This window comes from Salinicoccus jeotgali, assembly GCF_039538805.1.
Classification (GTDB): domain Bacteria; phylum Bacillota; class Bacilli; order Staphylococcales; family Salinicoccaceae; genus Salinicoccus; species Salinicoccus jeotgali.
Map to the genome: position 1 here is coordinate 72,011 of NZ_BAABCK010000070.1, position 17,663 is coordinate 89,673.

At 43.8% G+C, this 17,663-nt stretch carries 15 protein-coding genes and 1 pseudogene; 5 read left to right on the forward strand and 11 right to left on the reverse strand.

All coding sequences use genetic code 11. The features are described 5' to 3' along the window. Positions 1-53 precede the first annotated feature (53 nt). The 3 genes from nrdF to nrdI are packed head-to-tail and all read right to left on the reverse strand — an operon-like array spanning position 54 to position 3,531. Positions 54-1,028, reverse strand: coding sequence for a class 1b ribonucleoside-diphosphate reductase subunit beta (gene nrdF / locus ABD734_RS11770; RefSeq protein ID WP_344704558.1), 975 nt, complete (start codon positions 1,026-1,028; stop codon positions 54-56). Positions 1,029-1,055: 27 nt separating this feature from the next. Further along, positions 1,056-3,161 carry a class 1b ribonucleoside-diphosphate reductase subunit alpha gene (gene nrdE / locus ABD734_RS11775; protein ID WP_344704560.1) on the reverse strand — a complete coding sequence of 702 codons (2,106 nt, stop codon included), beginning with the start codon at positions 3,159-3,161 and terminating at the stop codon, positions 1,056-1,058. Then, positions 3,124-3,531 carry a class Ib ribonucleoside-diphosphate reductase assembly flavoprotein NrdI gene (gene nrdI, locus ABD734_RS11780; protein ID WP_344704562.1) on the reverse strand — a complete coding sequence of 136 codons (408 nt, stop codon included), beginning with the start codon at positions 3,529-3,531 and terminating at the stop codon, positions 3,124-3,126. Before nrdI ends, nrdE begins: the two co-directional genes overlap by 38 nt. Positions 3,532-3,886: 355 nt before the next feature. Between nrdI and ABD734_RS11785 the strand changes: the two genes are divergently transcribed. Next, positions 3,887-4,750 carry a DMT family transporter gene (locus ABD734_RS11785; RefSeq protein WP_344704564.1) on the forward strand — a complete coding sequence of 288 codons (864 nt, stop codon included), beginning with the start codon at positions 3,887-3,889 and terminating at the stop codon, positions 4,748-4,750. 31 nt (positions 4,751-4,781) lie between these two features. Here ABD734_RS11785 and recQ read toward each other — a convergent pair whose 3' ends face one another. The 6 genes and pseudogenes from recQ to ABD734_RS11815 all read right to left on the reverse strand — a co-directional run bounded on the left by recQ (position 4,782) and on the right by ABD734_RS11815 (position 10,478). After that, a complete protein-coding gene (gene recQ / locus ABD734_RS11790) occupies positions 4,782-6,572 on the reverse strand; it encodes a DNA helicase RecQ (protein ID WP_344704659.1) in 1,791 nt (596 codons plus the stop codon). 156 nt (positions 6,573-6,728) lie between these two features. Next, positions 6,729-7,670, reverse strand: coding sequence for a 5-oxoprolinase subunit C family protein (locus ABD734_RS11795; protein ID WP_344704566.1), 942 nt, complete (start codon positions 7,668-7,670; stop codon positions 6,729-6,731). Next, complete coding sequence (locus ABD734_RS11800) at positions 7,667-7,924, reverse strand: hypothetical protein (RefSeq protein WP_344704568.1); 258 nt, start codon at positions 7,922-7,924, stop codon at positions 7,667-7,669. Before ABD734_RS11800 ends, ABD734_RS11795 begins: the two co-directional genes overlap by 4 nt. A gap of 19 nt (positions 7,925-7,943) precedes the next feature. Beyond that, positions 7,944-8,174 (reverse strand): hypothetical protein, encoded by a 231-nt coding sequence (locus ABD734_RS11805; protein WP_344704570.1) that lies wholly within the window; start codon positions 8,172-8,174, stop codon positions 7,944-7,946. Next, a complete protein-coding gene (locus ABD734_RS11810; protein WP_344704572.1) occupies positions 8,161-9,774 on the reverse strand; it encodes a chorismate-binding protein in 1,614 nt (537 codons plus the stop codon). The genes ABD734_RS11805 and ABD734_RS11810 overlap by 14 nt, the downstream gene beginning before the upstream one ends. Before the next feature lie 80 nt (positions 9,775-9,854). Continuing rightward, positions 9,855-10,478: pseudogene (locus ABD734_RS11815) on the reverse strand (anthranilate synthase component II). 167 nt (positions 10,479-10,645) lie between these two features. Between ABD734_RS11815 and ABD734_RS11820 the strand changes: the two are divergent. Together ABD734_RS11820 and ABD734_RS11825 are read left to right on the forward strand one after the other, a co-directional pair. Further along, positions 10,646-11,845, forward strand: coding sequence for an MFS transporter (locus tag ABD734_RS11820; protein WP_344704574.1), 1,200 nt, complete (start codon positions 10,646-10,648; stop codon positions 11,843-11,845). A 95-nt stretch (positions 11,846-11,940) separates the two neighbouring features. Next, the gene (locus tag ABD734_RS11825; protein ID WP_344704576.1) at positions 11,941-12,198 is read left to right on the forward strand and encodes a GlsB/YeaQ/YmgE family stress response membrane protein; all 258 of its coding nucleotides are present in this window, start codon (positions 11,941-11,943) and stop codon (positions 12,196-12,198) included. A gap of 32 nt (positions 12,199-12,230) precedes the next feature. On the opposite strand, the gene ABD734_RS11830 is transcribed toward ABD734_RS11825, so the two are convergent. Then, entirely contained in the window at positions 12,231-12,518 is a 288-nt protein-coding gene (locus tag ABD734_RS11830; protein WP_344704578.1) for a hypothetical protein, read from the reverse strand. 122 nt (positions 12,519-12,640) lie between these two features. On the opposite strand from ABD734_RS11830, the gene ABD734_RS11835 reads away from it, so the two are divergent. After that, a complete protein-coding gene (locus tag ABD734_RS11835; protein ID WP_344704580.1) occupies positions 12,641-15,520 on the forward strand; it encodes a DEAD/DEAH box helicase in 2,880 nt (959 codons plus the stop codon). A gap of 35 nt (positions 15,521-15,555) precedes the next feature. Here ABD734_RS11835 and ABD734_RS11840 read toward each other — a convergent pair whose 3' ends face one another. Then, positions 15,556-16,887, reverse strand: a complete 1,332-nt coding sequence (locus tag ABD734_RS11840; protein ID WP_344704582.1) for a hemolysin family protein — start codon at positions 16,885-16,887, stop codon at positions 15,556-15,558. A gap of 325 nt (positions 16,888-17,212) precedes the next feature. On the opposite strand from ABD734_RS11840, the gene ABD734_RS11845 reads away from it, so the two are divergent. Next, positions 17,213-17,659: a MarR family winged helix-turn-helix transcriptional regulator gene (locus tag ABD734_RS11845; protein ID WP_344704586.1), complete on the forward strand. Its 447-nt coding sequence runs from the start codon at positions 17,213-17,215 to the stop codon at positions 17,657-17,659. Positions 17,660-17,663: the final 4 nt, after the last annotated feature.

A 17,663-nucleotide genomic window follows, 5' to 3' on the forward strand; every position in this document is an offset into this window, starting at 1 on the left:
GGAATCTCCGAGCCGCTTTCTTATGGATCATTTCAATTTTATTTAGGATATTTTCATTTCACATCATCAAATATAAAATCTTCATCCTGAATTGGCTCAACATTAAGCGCAATCACATAGCCATCACCTTTGACACTGAAGAAGTCATGGTTTTTGGTCGTGGTATCCAGTGCGTTCTCTATAATCGGGTTGAAAGCCTTCTCTTCGAAGTAGGGTTCGAACCCTAGATTGGCGAGTGCCTTATTGGCATTATATTGGATATAATTCAGCACATCTTCAGTCAGGCCAATTTTATCGTACAGTGCTTTTGTATAGGCTTCTTCGTTTGCATAGAGTTCTTTGAGCATTTCGTACATTTCTTTATCAGCACGCTCCTGCTCTTCTGCAGACATATCCCCTTTCATGGATTGGGCATCCAGACCAGTGAATACGCCGTGGATGGATTCATCCAGCAAAATCTTCCTGATGATTTCCCCACTTGTCGTCATACGTCCCTGTCCGGCAAGATACAATGGATAATAGAAGCCGGAATAGAATAGGAACGATTCCAGGAATACGCTCGCGACGCGCGCCATATACTGGTCGTAGACAGAGGCTTCGCTGTTGAATAATTTATGGTAGTAACCTACTATTTTATCTGCCTTGAGCTTAAGATGTTCATTTTCAAGCACCCATTCATCAAGGAGCACATTCGTCTCTTTTGAAGGAAGTAGCGTTGAAAATATATGGGAGTAGGATTTCGCATGAATCTGCTCCATCATACCCATGAAAGAATATACCGCTTTTTTACGGAGATCATCAGTATGAAGCATGATGAGGGGCATGCCATCATCAGCTTGATGGGTATCGAGTCCGGTCAGGCCTGCCAACACCTTTTTGAATGTATCTTTTTCATCTTCCGACATTCCTGCCCATGAAGCCAAATCTTTTGAGACTTTAAACTCCGACTCCACCCACATCTGGGATATATTCTGTCGCCAAAACACATTGGTCATGTCATCTTCTTTGTTCCAGTTAACTGCGATCATTTTAATGACTCCTTTGTCCTTGCTCTCTTATATTGAACAGCTTGTACACTCTTCGACACTGAGTAGTTTATTCCTTGTATAGTACAGGGATTTCAAGCCTTTATGGTGTGCGTATATATAAAGTCTGGCCAATTCTCTAGTCGAAATGTCTGAGTTTACATATAGGATCGTACTGATGCCCTGGTCGATATGCTGTTGGATTGTAGCAATCATGTCGATCAGCTTCATCTGGTCGGTATTGAATGCACTCTTGTAGTACCACATGGTTTCCGGAGACAGGAATGGCATCGGATAGAATGTTTCAGAATTACCGTAGGTACGGCGCTCGATTGAATCTACAATCGGCATGACCGAACTCGTTGCATTCTGGACATATGAAATGCTCTGGGTCGGGGCAATCGCGAGACGATAGGCATGGAATAGACCGTGTTCTACAACCTCATCGCGGAGCGCCGCCCAATCCTGTTGCGTCGGGATATGGATATCAGTGAAAAGTTCTGCCACTTTATCGAATTCAGGTTCCACAACATCGTTGATGTAGCGTTCGAAGTAGGCACCGTTCGCATACTCGGATTTTTCGAAACCTTTGAATGTCTTTTTGCGTTCCTTCGCAATCATCATCGATTTTTCAAGGGAATAGAAGTTAAGCAGCATGAAGAAGACATTCGCAAAATCCCTTGCTTCCGCAGATTCATAATTGATCTTGTTTTTAGCGAGGTAGCCATGTAGGTTCATTGCTCCAAGACCAACGGAATGCAATTCATCATTCGCCTTTTTGACACCTGGCGCATTGGCGATGGCTGTAGAGTCACTCACTACGGTCAGTGCTTCAATGCCATCATGGACTGAATCCCGTACTTTTCCGGACTCCATCACATTGGCGATGTTCAAGGAGCCTAGGTTACATGATATATCTCTGCGTATCTCATCATCTGTACCATAATCATTGATTGTAGACGTTTCCTGCAGCTGGAAAATCTCAGTGCATAGGTTACTGATCTTTATCTGTCCGACATCCTTAAGCGGGTGCACTTTGTTGGCATTATCTTTGAACATGATGTATGGATAACCCGACTGGAGTTGTGTCTGTGCGATTGTATTGAGCATGTCGCGGGCATCGAGTTTGCGTTTTTTGACGTTGTCGTTAGCCACCAGGTCCTCATACATCTCATCAAGATTCATGTCGTCCAATGACTGGCCGTACTCACGCTCTACCGTATGAGGCGCGAACAGATAAAACGGCTGGTTGTCCTGGGCTAGATCAAAGAACTTGGATGGGATGACAAGGCCTGTTGAAATCGTGGCCAAACGCAGATCTTCATCGGCGTTCACCTTTTTCGTGTCCAGGAATTCAGGAAGATCATAATGGAAGATGTTGAGATAGACGGCGCCTGCACCAGGTCTTTGTCCCAACTGGTCTGCATAGCCAAATCCATTCTCCAGTGATTTAGCTACTGGGAGCACCCCTTTAGCTACGCCTTCGATGCCTTTGATCGCTTCGCCGCGTGCCCGGAGTTTGGAGAGGTTAATCGCAACCCCGCCCCCTATTTTAGATAGCTGTTTTGCCGTTGAATCGATATAGTTGATTGAGTTCAGGCTATCGTCGACTTCAAGCAGGAAGCACGAAACCATCTCTCCACGTCTAGCACGTCCTGCGTTCAGGAAGGTCGGCGTTGCCGGTTGATAGCGCTGTTCGATCATCGAGAGGATGAAACGTTTTGCACGCTCCTTATCTCCTTTCGCCAAGTAGAGGCTGACGATCACCACATGTTGCTTATAATCTTCAAGATAATATTTCTTATCATTTGTCTTCATTGTATAGTCTTTGAAAAATTTGCTGGCAGCCATATAGCTTTTAAACTTGAATGGAATATTGTCTGCGTATGCTACGATTTCAAGTACATCTTCATCTGTGTACTCCTGGAATAGATCGTAGTAGAAGTCATTGTCCACCAAATAATGCATCCGTTCCAATTCAGAATCGAAATGAATGGTGTTAACCTTCACTTCCTCCATAAACACTTCAAGTGCTTCCTGGTCCTTGTGCAATTGGTAAAAGCCCGTTTCATCGCGCTTTGTCACTTCGTTGTTCAACTCAATATGATTGAATTTCTGATCGTCCATAACTTTCATATATAGCTCCTGCCTTTCCAAAGAATTCTTCCCTATCTTTTTGGTTTCCGTGCAGTTCAAACTTCATCAGCAAGGGAACATTGTAATTTTCACTTATGTCTTCACCTGCACGTGCAAAATTTTCACCCCAGTTGCGGTTGCCGCTGGATGCGACTGCCCTCATAAGGTCGTTGTTGACTTCAAGGAAGGCTTTCACCTCATTCGGCACGCCACCGAAACCATAGGTGCTGGTTACCAATATAAATGGCTCATGTATGCGTTCATTTTTGTTTGAAGCACGTATCTCATAAGTATCGTAGTCTTCAGCAATTCCAGAACCGTTAATGAAGCGCCTGACGTTTCCGGTCATCGAATAGAATGCAATGATCATGCCACCCCTCCTTTTCATGCTATCATAAAATAAATACAACGAACATAAGTTCGCCTTCATTTAGTTCATGTTGTTATGATTTTACACGTTTAGTGTTTAAGTTAAACACTATATATTGCGCCCAATTAGAATTGAGTACACAATATATACGTATCGCATACCCTATGATGCCATATTGGCATTTAATTTACAATGGCATTAAAAGGAATTTCATTGCGCATAAAATCACTTTAATGACTCCAAAGGCGCATCATAAGTATGTTATACTATATCGGAAATTCTTCTAAATTTTTTTGTGTAAAATTCCAGATTGTAAAACATTGAAATAAAATATAAAGATGGAGTTGGCATAATAATGAACAATACCATAAAAGGCATCATCGCCTTGCTTATTTCTTCACTTGGATTCAGTCTGATGGCCCTTTTTGTAAAATATAGCGGTGATTTGCCTACCGTCCAAAAAGCCTTTTTCAGAAACTTTGTGGCGATGCTCGTCGCCTTGCCCTTTGCATTGTACTACAAAGAAAAACTTTTTGGTCATAGAAAGAACCAAGGGCTTCTACTCCTCAGATCATCTTTCGGGCTGCTCGGTGTTCTGCTGAATTTCTTCGCCATCGATAAGATGGTGCTTAGTGATGCAGACATACTCAATAAGCTGAGTCCATTCTTCACCATCATCCTCTGCGCGATCTTCTTGAAGGAATATATACGCAGATATCAAATGATTTCAATTATTATCGCTTTTGCCGGAGCTATTTTTATTATCAAGCCTTCCCTATCAAGCGAGACGGTATATGCTCTGATTGCTGTGCTTGGTGCTCTATCTGCTGCAGGTGCCTATACTGTTTTGCGTGTCCTTGGCAGCCGGGAAAAATTCTACACTGTAGTATTTTATTTTTCGTTCTTTTCATCGGTCGCCCTGCTCCCGTTCTTCATATGGAATTTTGAACCAATGACCACTGTGCAGTTTTGGCTGCTCGTATCGGCAGGTATATTCGCTGCACTTGGCCAATTTGGGCTTACCATCGCCTACAGTTATGCCCCGGCACGTGAAATATCGATTTTCTTCTATTCTACTATCTTATACACTGCAATCTTCAGCATCATCTTCTTCAATGAAGTTCCGGATATGCTCTCCATAGTCGGTTACATCATCATCTTCGGGGCAAGCTACTACATGTTCATGAAGAACAGACCACCGAAACATTCTAAAATATGACAAGAAACAGCCGGCCCATTGGCCGGCTTATTTATTTTGTCTTCTGCATTTGGCGTTTATAGCTGTTGATTGTCTCAAGAAAATCCGGGCAGTAGTGTTTGAGCTTGTAATTGCCCACTCGATGTATATTTACCATATCCTGCTTGGATTTTGGTGTTTTTTTGGCAAACTCCCGCAACGTATTATCGGTAAATATATCTTCTTCCCGGACGCCATGCTTTTCAGCAAGATGATACCTTGTTTCTGCAAGCTTGGCAAAAAGAAGTTCATTCGGCGAAGATGTGGTACTGATATCGACTTTTTCATTGAAGTGTTTCCTGAAAGGCACAGTGTAGAGAGTGCGTTCACCTTCCAAGACGATGTTGCTCCTTTCAGCAAGTTCGAGTCCACCTGCTTCCACGTGGAGATAGCCCCTGTAGATGAGCTCTTCCAATATATGATTGAGTTCACTCGTCAAATAATGAGCCATGGTGCCGAAAGCAGCTGATTCATCTAATTGAAAGGCAATCACATTTTCTGCCATTTCCCCTCTCAACACTTGTATAGTCTGTTCTTTAGTCATCCTCACAGCATTTTGTGACACAGCCTGCATGACGAGCTTGGCTTCAGCTGTCATGTCATATGTGCGTCCCTTATCTCTGCAGTTTGAACATTGGCCGCATTCGACCACATATTCATCTTCATTGAAATATTTGATGATGAAGCTGCTCAGGCATTTGCTTGTGCGATTATATTGAATCATGCGATCAAGCTTAGCCCTCATGTGATCCTTATACTGATCTGTCGAGTTGGAACGATCTATGAAGAATTGGTGCAGACTGATATCCCGCGGGCTTGAGAGCAGTATACATTCACTCGCTGCTCCGTCTCTTCCGGCACGCCCAATCTCCTGGTAATAGCTCTCCAGATCGCCGGGCAGATTATGGTGGATGATGAATCGTATGTCGGGCTTATCGATTCCCATACCGAAGGCATTCGTTGCTACCGCCAAATCCACTTCCCCATCTATGAACCGTTGCTGATTGCGGTTTCTTTCATCTTTGGCAAGGCCACCGTGATAGATGATATTGTCGACGCCATATTCTTTGAGATGGCCAGACAACTTCTCCACCTCTGCGCGTGTTGCTGCATAGATGATACCCGACTCACCGCTATGGGCCTCGACATAAGTACGGATGAATTGCTCCCGCTGGTAGGTCGGATTGACACTGAGTTGCAGATTATTGCGGGCCACACTTGTCGTATAGACATTCTGGGGAGCAATCTCCAACAATTCCCTTATGTTAGTTTGTACTTCTTCTGTTGCAGTGGCAGTCAATCCCATCGTTACAGCATCCGGTATCAATGATCTCAATACGGGTATGATGTTTTGATAGCTCGGTCTGAAGTCATGCCCCCATTTGGATATGCAGTGCGCTTCATCGAAAGCGACAAGGGACACATCCATGCGTGTAATCATCTGTCTGAAGGCTTCATTATTAAAACGCTCAGGAGCCACATATAGAAATTGATAGGCGCCTGCTTCAAGCCCCTCATTTATATGTTCCACTTCTTGCCTTTTCAAGGTGGAGTTCAGATAGGCAGCCGGAATACCTTGCCTCCTCAGCGCTTCCACCTGATCCTGCATAAGAGATATCAACGGGGAGATGACCAATGTCAATCCTTCGAGCTTCAACCCTGGCACCTGGAAAGTAATCGATTTTCCTGAGCCAGTCGGAAGCACTCCAAGGGTGTTGTTTCCATGCATTACGGATTCTATGATTTCCCTTTGCTTAGGCCTGAAGTTTTCAAATCCAAAATATTGCTTTAGAGTCTTTTCCATTTCCATAATAATACCATTCCCACTTTTTGCCTTGGTTGGCAACCCTTATTTCTGATATATCATTATACCTTATTTTGCATCCCATTTGTTGTAGAACAAGTCTGTTATCTTGTCCGAAGGCAGAAAAAAATCCCAGGCTGCAGCCTGGGCAGAGATCTACATTTTTTCTTTTATCAGTTCTTTTGATAATTTATAGTCAATCGCCTTGAACAGGCTTTTCACCCAAAGGTGATGCGCATATAGATTGGCATGGGCATCTTCTGCAGATATGCATTTGAATTGAATTTTGGATCCCGGACGTTTCTGTACAAGTTTGTGGAGATGATAAGAAGGGATTGTCCCTATGTGCGTTGCTTTAGTGGACGCATCGAAATCGTTCAATGCAAGAAGCGGTTGTTCTTCTGAAATATATACACCGCCCCGAATACCGGCATGTTCCATATTTTGAGGGGACAGATCGATTCTTCTTCCTTCAAGATGGAGTGTGATCCGATACTCTTCGTATTGTACTGTATACTCGCCTGCTTCTAATGCTTCATAGACTGATTCAGGAATATCCGGGCGCTTTACAAGGTGGTATGTATCGGATATATACACTTCAACCAGAGCGTAGGTGTCGACTCCCCAATTCACTTCGTTATGCCTTTTCAACTTATTGAACAGCTCGTCATGTTGCTGTGTATATTCACGGCACATGAGAACCTCATCCCCAGATTTCAAGATATTTGAGCCCTCGACTTTAATTCCACCTGCTACTGCAAGATACACCCTGTTCCCTCGCGTTGCTTCTTGGAATACAAGTTCGTCCCCTTTATCGAATAGGTATATCCGGTTGACGTAGATGCTACGGTCACCTGATTTCGCCATGAATTCCGCTCCGGAGAATGCAATTATAGTCGGTTCGGTGAACTTTATCGTGCCTGGGCGTAACGTCATCTCTATCGTCGGCTGATCGACACGATTCCCCACAAGCTGGTTCGCAAGTCTATGCGCCAGACGGTCGCATGCACCGTTATAGTGATTATTTTGGTCTGAAGGTCCGGGGTCCAAAGTCTGGAGCAACGTCAACATTCCACTATCCTTTATAATCAGACTCATATGGAAATCTCCATCCTTTCGAGAAATTTCTCTGCTTCAATCATGGCTTTGTGGCCAGGCTCTATCGTATTTTCTGCTTCCATGATGATTACGGGTGAATATTGAAAGGTAATCGTATTTGCAGTCGTTGATACTTTCGTCAAATATGCATGCCCCCGATCTTCGAATGAACGAACTACTTGTGTCCGCACCGTCTCACCCAGCGCTTTTTCGCTCTGATAGGTGATGTGGCAATCTCCATTGCAAAAAATCATGGTTGCACCTCCTAAAGTTTTATTTATCCTTGTAGAACATTCCTAATTCATCTGCGACGAAGTCCGTCATGCCGCTGATGATAAGTTGAACCAGCAGAATCGCTATAGTTACTCCGATAAATGCAAAAAGTACGCCGATTATTTTAACATTATTTTCAATCAGATACGTCACAATAAAATGTGTGCCAACTACAATTACAATTATCAATATCATCCATAAAAGGACCATCATGCCTTCACCTCTGAACATCAAGATTGACCTCGACCCATTCCCTTAGGCTATTGATCATATATATTTCAATTTCACCTTGCTCATATCGCCGAATGAACTCATCTAAATCATAATCCCTTTCCGATATGACACCATCGCTGATGAGAGATGTCCGCATGACCCCTTCAAGCAGTCCTGTATCGGCTGAAGGAGTGAAATAGCCATCCTTTTCCACCACAACCAGGTTCCCGAGATTGAACTCTGTGATTTGATGCCTTTTATTATAATACAAAACGAGAGGAAATTCATCGCTCGCCCCTTTATAATGGTGACGTATGGTGGTCTTGTTGGACAAGAAATCATCCGGGCTGTCGATTGCATCATTGTGGATCTTTGCCTGCATGCGCTCCACGGCCCCCATCTCTTCATGGGTGAGCGATGTTTCTCCACTATCATCTATCAGTGCCCGTACTTTAAAGACAGTGCCTTCTGTTAGTGCATGATGCCGCAAATAGGAGGCGAGGGCTTCTTTAAAATCAGGCTGCTTGAAGCCAAGGCTCCTGCTGGAGTGATTTACACGCGCCTCGTGAAAATCTAGCCGCGCTATTTCGCCTGACTCATAACGCATCGTTTCAATCAATTTGTATCTGCCCGCTTCCAAAAAGGCGGTTTTCGCAACAATCTCATCATATTCAGCAACAGGGAGTGAATCATATGTAATACCCCCACCTGCTCCGTATTCAAATTGTCCTTCTCTGATATGCATTGTACGTATCAGGACATTGAACACTTGGCCTCGATCCGGATAGATGATCCCTATTGCTCCACAATAGTAGCCTCGGGGTGTGCTCTCGAGACGGCTGATGATATCGATTGTCGAACGCTTGGGGGCACCTGTGATCGAACCGCACGGGAAGAGGGCATCGATGATATCAGCAGTACGGCATCCTTCCGTGAGCTGGGCTTCGATCTTCGAAGTCATCTGGTAGACCGTCTCATACTGCTCTATTGTAAATAGTTCAGGCACCCTGACACTACCTTTTTCCGCCAACTTTGACAGATCATTGCGAAGCAGGTCGACAATCATCACGTTCTCAGCGCGGTCCTTCTTTGAATGCCTGAGAAAATCATAGCTCTTCTGATCTTCCTGGCGGTCTTTATATCTTCTTGAAGTCCCTTTCATCGGTCGAGCGCTGATTTTGCCATGTGCATCCTTTTCAAAGAACAATTCCGGTGAGCAGCTGACGATCGTGTCTTCATCATGGTGGATAAAAGCAGCGTAGTCTCCATTGTTGCGGGAAGTCAATTGTTCAAACAAAGCGTGCTCGTTCCCTCTGAAGTCCCGTCTTAATCGGGTGGTATAGTTGACTTGATATGTATGTCCGTCCTTGATGTAATTCCTTATTTCTTCGATGTCCCCCTTGATTTTAGAAGGGGAATCGATGAATTCCGGACTCCGCATTGAGTATCCGCCATACTCACCATAGGCGGACTGGAAGACACTCCGTTCTACAGGCGACTCGAACACTCCGATGATGAACGGTCCTCCTTCTTTGGCTTCATAGCTAAGTGACGTGATGATATAGAATCCTTCATCGATGTATTTTTCGATGCTTTGGAGTGCTTCCTGCAACGACATATCTTTCTCTGTAAACACTACTTTTGGATGGGCAAAATAAAGCGGCCGACTACCCGTATTGCCGACTACCCGTATTCCTTTTAAATTTTATATGGACTTGCATTTTCTTCACCTTTCTCCATTTCTTCGATGAAAAGCCTGAACTGCTCAAGACCCCATTCTGAAAGTATTGATTCCGGATGGTACTGCACCCCATAGATCGGCAAACTCTTGTGCCTGATCGCCATGATGTCGCCTTCATCGGTCCACACCGAGACCATGAGCTCTTCTGGCACTTCCCCTAGGCATATCAGCGAATGGTAGCGTGTTACAGAAAAACGTTCAGGCAATCCTTTAAAGAGAGGCCCGCCATCGTGGGAAATTTCAAATGTATGGCCATGGATCGGGCGCGACCCATGCGCCACACTGCCGCCGCACATATGCCAAAGCATCTGATGCCCAAGGCATACGCTGAGAATGGGCAGAGTGTCTCAATACCGTCTGACGAAATCAATAACCTCGGGACGGGCCGCCGGGTGGGAGGGGCCGGGAGAGATGATTATGCCGGCCATGTCTTCCATATCGATGGATTCCAGCATATCTGGTGTGATGGTTATAACTTCGATATCCTGCCTCACCTTTTCCAAATAGTGGATTATATTGTATGTAAACGAATCGTAGTTATCAATCATCAGCAGTTTCATCGGGAGTAAATTCCTTTGCATTTATTTTACACTATTTTAACACACTATCTTTTCTTGCAGAAATCCAAAGATGGTCCCCTCTAAGCTGAAAAAAAGTGTCATGTGTTGTAGAATATATAATAGTATTCCTTTCGAAATACGAAGTAATATGGACTTCACAAATCTAAAAGCGAGAAGGTTGTAATTTTATGGCACATGATAAAAATAAAATATGGACCAGAGATTTTGTACTTATCGTCATCGTAAATTTCTTCATCTTCACTGCCTTCCAGATGACCCTGCCAACATTGCCGCTTTTCGTCAAGGAGATTGGCGCAAGCGATAGATGGGTCGGCCTTGTTGTCGGCATATTCACATTTTCTGCTTTGCTCATCCGTCCGAGCGCAGGCAAAATGCTTGATACGAAGGGCCGCGCCCCGGTCTTTCTGACAGGACTACTGCTATTTGTCCTCTCAATGTTTTCACTGGCCGCAAGTTTTACTATCGCGCTGTTGCTCGCAGTCCGCATCATGCAAGGTGTAGGTTGGGGACTGTCAAGCACGTCAGCCGGCACCATCGCCACAGACCTTGTGCCTAAGAAAAGACGGGGGGAAGGCCTCGGTTACTACGGTCTCAGTGGTAACATCGCACTCGCTTTCGGGCCGGCTCTCGGACTCTTTCTCGTCGACCAGATATCATTCACTCTGCTCTTTTCAATATGTGGGGTTCTCGGACTTACTGCGCTTATCCTTGCAACAAATATCCGCTATCAGAAACCAGAAGCTCCCGACACTTCCATAAAGGAAAAGAGCACCTATGTGCCACGGTTCGATATTGTCGAACGCCAGGCATTGCCCGCAGCTTCGCTCCTATTCTTCATAACTGTAACATTTGGTGGTATTGCTGCATTCCTCCCCGTCTACACTTATGAGCGGGGCTTCGATCCTACATTCATCCAGTTCTATTTTGTCATTTATGCAGCCTTTCTTATGCTATCCCGCATAGTCGCCGGGAAATTGTATGACAAAAAAGGAATTACCATCGTGTTCGTACCAGGTTCACTCGCAATCATTGCTGCCATGATACTCCTTGGCATTATGGCCAATCCGTATTATCTGTTCATTGCTGCAGCATTATACGGCTTCGGGTTCGGCTGTGTGCAGCCTGCCCTACAGGCGTGGGCCGTTAACCGTGCCGACAACAATCGGCGTGGCATGGCCAATGCGACCTTCTTTTCAGCCTTTGATATGGGGGTCGGGCTTGGGGCAATCAGTTATGGATTCATCGCTGAAGCGTTCGGCTACAGCACCATCTATTTCACCAGTGCATTCAGTGTCACATTGTCATTGATACTTTTCCTGTTCATTATGAGGCACTACAGGAAAAAAGACAGGATGGCTGCAGATTAATGTTTGGTCTCGCCAACCCGGGGTATATTCTAACTAGAACGATGCATTATTTAATCTAATAAACTAAAATTAAGCATTATAAGGAGGAAATATCCATGGGTTGGATTATTACATTAATTGTCGGTGGCATCATCGGTTGGCTCGCTGGTCTTATATTAGGTAAAGATGTACCATTCGGCATCATCGGCAACATCATCGCAGGTCTTGTCGGTGCTTCGATTGCAAATGCGCTCGGGCTAAGTTTCGGCCCACAATTGGGTGGCGTCAGCATTCTTGGTGGACTGATTGGCGCAATCATCCTGATTTTGATTGTCTCATTCATCATGAAAGCACTCGGAGGCAATAAAGCATAGTAACACTTATGGAAGATCCCCTGTAACGGCCGTTACAGGGGATCTTTTTCCTCATCTTCAATCAGCCATCTTGACTCTTTCGATTCCACTAGCTGCTTCTGTTCCCGTTCCTCTTTTATACGGTCAAGCTCCATCTGCATCTGTTTGTTTTCAAGAAGGAAATTCTCTTGTTTCAAACGCTCCACTTCCTTCTCCTCCTGCAGTTTCCTTATTTCCATTTTCTCTTTTTTCTGTCTGTGACCGACGTTGATCGCATAAAGTGGAATCGAAAACACTAAGACAACGGGTAATGTCGCTACTATAAATTCTAATATACCCATAGGACCACCACCTTCATTTAAAACCATCTTATCATATACTGACGGTGATTTTATCAATTTAGCAGTCGATCTTGGAATCCGTTGACCCTTTCAATATAATGGAATGAAAGAGGTGGATGTCCATGGAACTGAATGAAATGAATCTATTGAACGCCTATGAACGAGGATTTATCGATCAAGATGCAGAAAAGGTCGCCCATCATCCTCCACAGATGATCATCAATTCAAAAGAAGAAAATGTCCTGTCTTCCATACTCGATGAGATGGAAGGGTGTGATGCATTCTTCATTTCTGTCGCTTTCATCACTGAAGGCGGACTTGCTACATTAAAAACAACGTTGCACGAGCTCGCGAAAAGGAATGTAAGAGGAAAAATCATCACCTCTACCTATTTGAATTTCAATAAACCGAAAGTTTTCAAAGCACTGCTCAATATCCCAAACATAGATGTCAGAATAGCTGATAAACAGGGATTTCACGCAAAAGGATATGTCTTCAGCAATGTAGCCTATTCCTCCCTCTTCATAGGGAGTTCAAATTTGACCGATTCTGCACTTAAAAAGAATTATGAATACAATCTCAAATTGACAAGTCTTGATAATGGGGCAGTCCTAAACCATTTCAGGGATCAATTCGATGACTTATGGAATGAAGCAACTCCTGTTGATGCCACTTGGATCATGGAATATGAGCGCATCCATAAAGAACAAACAGACAAACAGAAAATACTCGAAATTATCGAGGACCGTTCCAAATATCAATACAGGACGTCAGGGGCCGAAGGAATAGTGCCGAATTTCATGCAGCAGGAAGCACTGCATTCCCTCAAACAACTTAGGTCCGAAGGCAATGACAAAGGACTTGTGGTATCCGCTACAGGGACCGGAAAGACGTATCTATCTGCCTTTGATGTAAAGCAATTCCGACCAAAACGTATGCTTTTCTTGGCCCACCGTGAGCAGATTCTTGAAAAAGCCAGACAGGATTTCATGACTCTCTTGGAAGACTCGCCTTCCTCATTCGGCGTATTCAGTGGTAATCAAAAATCAACCCACAGCAAATATCTGTTTGCAACAGTCCAGACCATGTCGAATGAAGATACTCTGGGTCAATTCAATCCAACGGAGTTCGACTATATAATAGTAGATGAAGCACATCGTTCAAGCGCGCGTACATACAGGAGGATCATCAATCACTTTAAACCTTCTTTCCTGCTTGGCATGACAGCAACTCCTGAGAGGACAGATGATAATGAGATCTTTGGTCTATTCGACTACAACATCGCTTATGAAATACGACTCCAAAATGCACTAGAGGAGGAAATACTCGCACCCTTCCATTATTTCGGGGTGACTGATTACGAGACCGAAGGTCTAAAGATCGATGATACAAGCGCGTTGTCGGACCTCACCAACATTGAGCGGATCAGACATCTCCATGAGAAGATCCAATACTATGGATATTCGGGCGAAACGCTTTGTGGGCTGATGTTCGTTTCCAATAAAAAAGAAGCGCAGGAGGTTAGCTACGCACTCAATTTGCTCGGTTATCGTACGATTGCGTTGACTGGAGCTGATGCACAGGACAAACGGAGGGAAGCTGCCAGGAATCTTGAGAATGGTCACCTCGATTACATCGTTACAGTGGATATATTCAATGAAGGAATCGACATCCCTTCGGTCAATCAAGTCGTCATGCTGAGACGGACACAATCAAGCATCATCTTCATCCAACAACTCGGGAGAGGACTCAGGAAACATGATGATAAAGAATATCTTACCGTTATAGACTTCATCGGCAACTATAGAAACAATTATCTGATCCCGATTGCCCTAACAGGAGATAACTCCTATAATAAGGACAATTTGAGACGTTCACTGATTGACCGTACACCCCTTCAAGGAGTTTCGACCATCAATTTCGAATCCGTCGCAAAAGAGAAAATCTATCAAGCCATTAATGCGTCTTCCTTGGACAACTTGAGGCACTTGAAGGAGATGTATATATACCTTAAGAATAAAATCGGAAGGAAACCTACATTAGTGGACTTCTACTATGATAAGGATGTAATCGATCCAATGATCATCCTCAATAAATACAGGCATTATCCGGAATTCCTACAGAAGATCAAAGAAGATGACAGCACTCTGGAGGGCCCGATGGATAAGATGCTGACTTTCCTTTCGGAAGAACTGGCCGGTGGAAAACGCATCGTCGAAATGCACCTTCTAAAAGCCCTCATGTCTGGTCCTGTAGATAAGAATGAATTTCAGATGGAGATGCACAAACAAGGATATTACATGTCTGATGCAGTCATGGATTCTGTCATAAGGGTGTTTACACTCGACTTTTTCAGGCAACAGGATATTTTGAAATATGGTTATCCCCTCATCCATCTGGATAGCGGCTATATATATCCTTCGGAATTATTCGAGTCTGCTCTCCATTCAAAGCTCTTCATGAAGCATTACAGACAAATCATGGAACTTTCCTTATTGAATAGCAATCAGTATGATCAATCTCGACCATTGACCCTTAACCAGAAGTATTCCAGAAAAGACGTCTGCCGTATGCTGAATTGGCAAAAAGATGAAGCTTCTACAATGTACGGCTATAAACAAAAACATGGGACATGTCCGGTATTCATCACCTATCATAAAAATGAGGCGGTGGAAGACACCATTAATTACGACGATGAATTTCTCGACCGTCATACGCTCAAATGGTTCACAAGGAGCAACAGGACATTAGCTTCCAAAGAAATCAAATCCATACTTGATGGCCACCAAAACGGGATGCCGATTCATATATTCGTCAAAAAAGACGATGATGAAGGCACTGCCTTCTATTATCTTGGGAAAAGTCGGATTGATTATCATACTCTAAAGGAAACTGTGATGCCTGGAGCATCCGGCAAACCAGTCGTGACCATGCATATGATAATGGAGTCTCCTGTTGAATATAATATCTATAGATATCTCGACGCGAATGTCGTTAAATAGAACAGCGTCCCCCGTATACGGGGGACGCTGTTCTATTATGCTTCTTCCTCGTCTTCAACGGTACGATTGTGATCTTTCAGGAGCGCCACTTTTTTAATCAGATGGTTATCCATATCAAGGACAATCCATCTATCATCAGCTGTATCTATCGTATCGTCAATCTCGAGGTCGGTATTGATGCTCTGCAGCCAACCACCTATGGTATCAATATCATCACTATCATTGAAGTTCAGATCGAATTGTTCTTCCAAATCATCAATCAATACACGACCGGTGATATGATAGATGTTTTCCTCAACCTTCACAATATCAGGCTGTTCGTCCTCATCAAACTCATCGCGGATTTCCCCGACTATCTCTTCAAGGATGTCTTCCATTGTAATCATCCCGGCTGTGCCACCGTATTCATCGATGATTAACGCGATGTGTACACGCTCGCGCTGCATTCTAACCAGTGCATCGCTGATGCGTGATACCTCTGTAATCATCGGGATTTCATGTATATGATCTGCCGGGGTCACTTCTTCATCGGAAACATGGTTCGTTAAAAATTCCCTGACATTTATGAAGCCGATAATCTGATCTTTATCTCCGCTTTCTTCCGTGATGGGGTAACGCGTGAAGTTGTGCTCCTTGATTGTCGCAATGACGTCATCTATATTCACAGGGTCTGCCATTGTGATCATCTGAGTCCTTGGCACCATGATGTCTTTCGCCAACCTCTCATCAAATGAAAATATATTTTGCATATAGGCGAGTTCAGTCTGGTTTATTTCTCCACTCTGATAACTCTGCGTCATTATAATCTTCAGTTCATCTTCTGAGTGAGCCTGCTCAACCGGCACATCTTTAAGGCCAAAGATCCTGACAAGGAATCTGGCAGCACCGTTCATCAGCCAGATGAATGGTTTCATGATGGTACCAAAAAAAGAAAGGGGGCCGGAAAGGGTAAGCGCCAACTTTTCAGCATACTGGATTGCAATCGTCTTAGGCGCAAGTTGTCCTATGACGATGTTCAGGAATGTGACTATTACAAAGGCCATACCAATGACCAATGGCGTCGTCAATTGACTGGGTATCCCCAGCATTTCGAAAAGGGGTGCCAACACAACAGCAAAAGTCGATTCACCAATCCACCCAAGGGCAAGTGCAGTGACAGTAATACCCAATTGACACGCGGACAGGTAATAATCAAGTTTGCCTGTCATCCTGCGCACACGCTGTGCTTTTTTATCACCCTCCTCAGCCAGTTGTTCAATACGCGACATCCGAGCTTTGACAAGTGCAAATTCAGAGCCCACAAAAAACATTGTGAGCAATATAAGTATTATAAAAAAAATCAAGTTCCATAATGTGGTTATATCCAATTAGTTCCCTTTTTTAAAAGGGATTCACCTCCGGTAATATGTGACTGCAATTCTGCGCGGTATGCTTTTTGAAACTATGTTTCTGCATGGGGCCGGCTTTTCAATGGACATATTACTGTTCAGATTCGTCTTCCCAATTGCAGTCACCTCCCAAAAGTTATAATTATGGTTATTTTACCATACATTATTTTATGATTGCTACCGAACTTCATTCTCTCCCCTTGATTAAGGTACAAGCACCCATAATATTTATATTGAATTCGCATATAATTGCTTGTATAATAACTGAAGGGACACATGATAAACAGAATGGAGGTTGTCTTTAATGACTAAACCCTCTTTGGATAAGCGCCTCTGCTTTAATGTATATAGTCTGCACCACCAGATTAGCCGCTTCTACAATAAATCCGTACTGACAGAAATGGAGATTACTTATCCACAATTTTTGGTTTTGAATATTTTATTGGATAAGGAACAAGTCAACATCAAAATGTTGGCTGAAACATTGCGGCTCGACACTGGAACCATTTCTCCTCTGATAAAGCGGATGGAACGGCTTGGACTTGTACATCGCTTTAGAAATCCCACTGATCAGCGCCTTGTAATTCTAGAACCCACAGAGCATGGCAGAAAAATGGGAAAACAGTTGGAAGAAGCTTTTGAAGCTTTTGATGACGTAATCAACCTGACAACCGAAGAGGAGTCCCTCTTTCTTGAATATATACAGCACGTCAATGTAAGACTTGCTGAAAAAAATGCAGCCCGGAAATGATTCC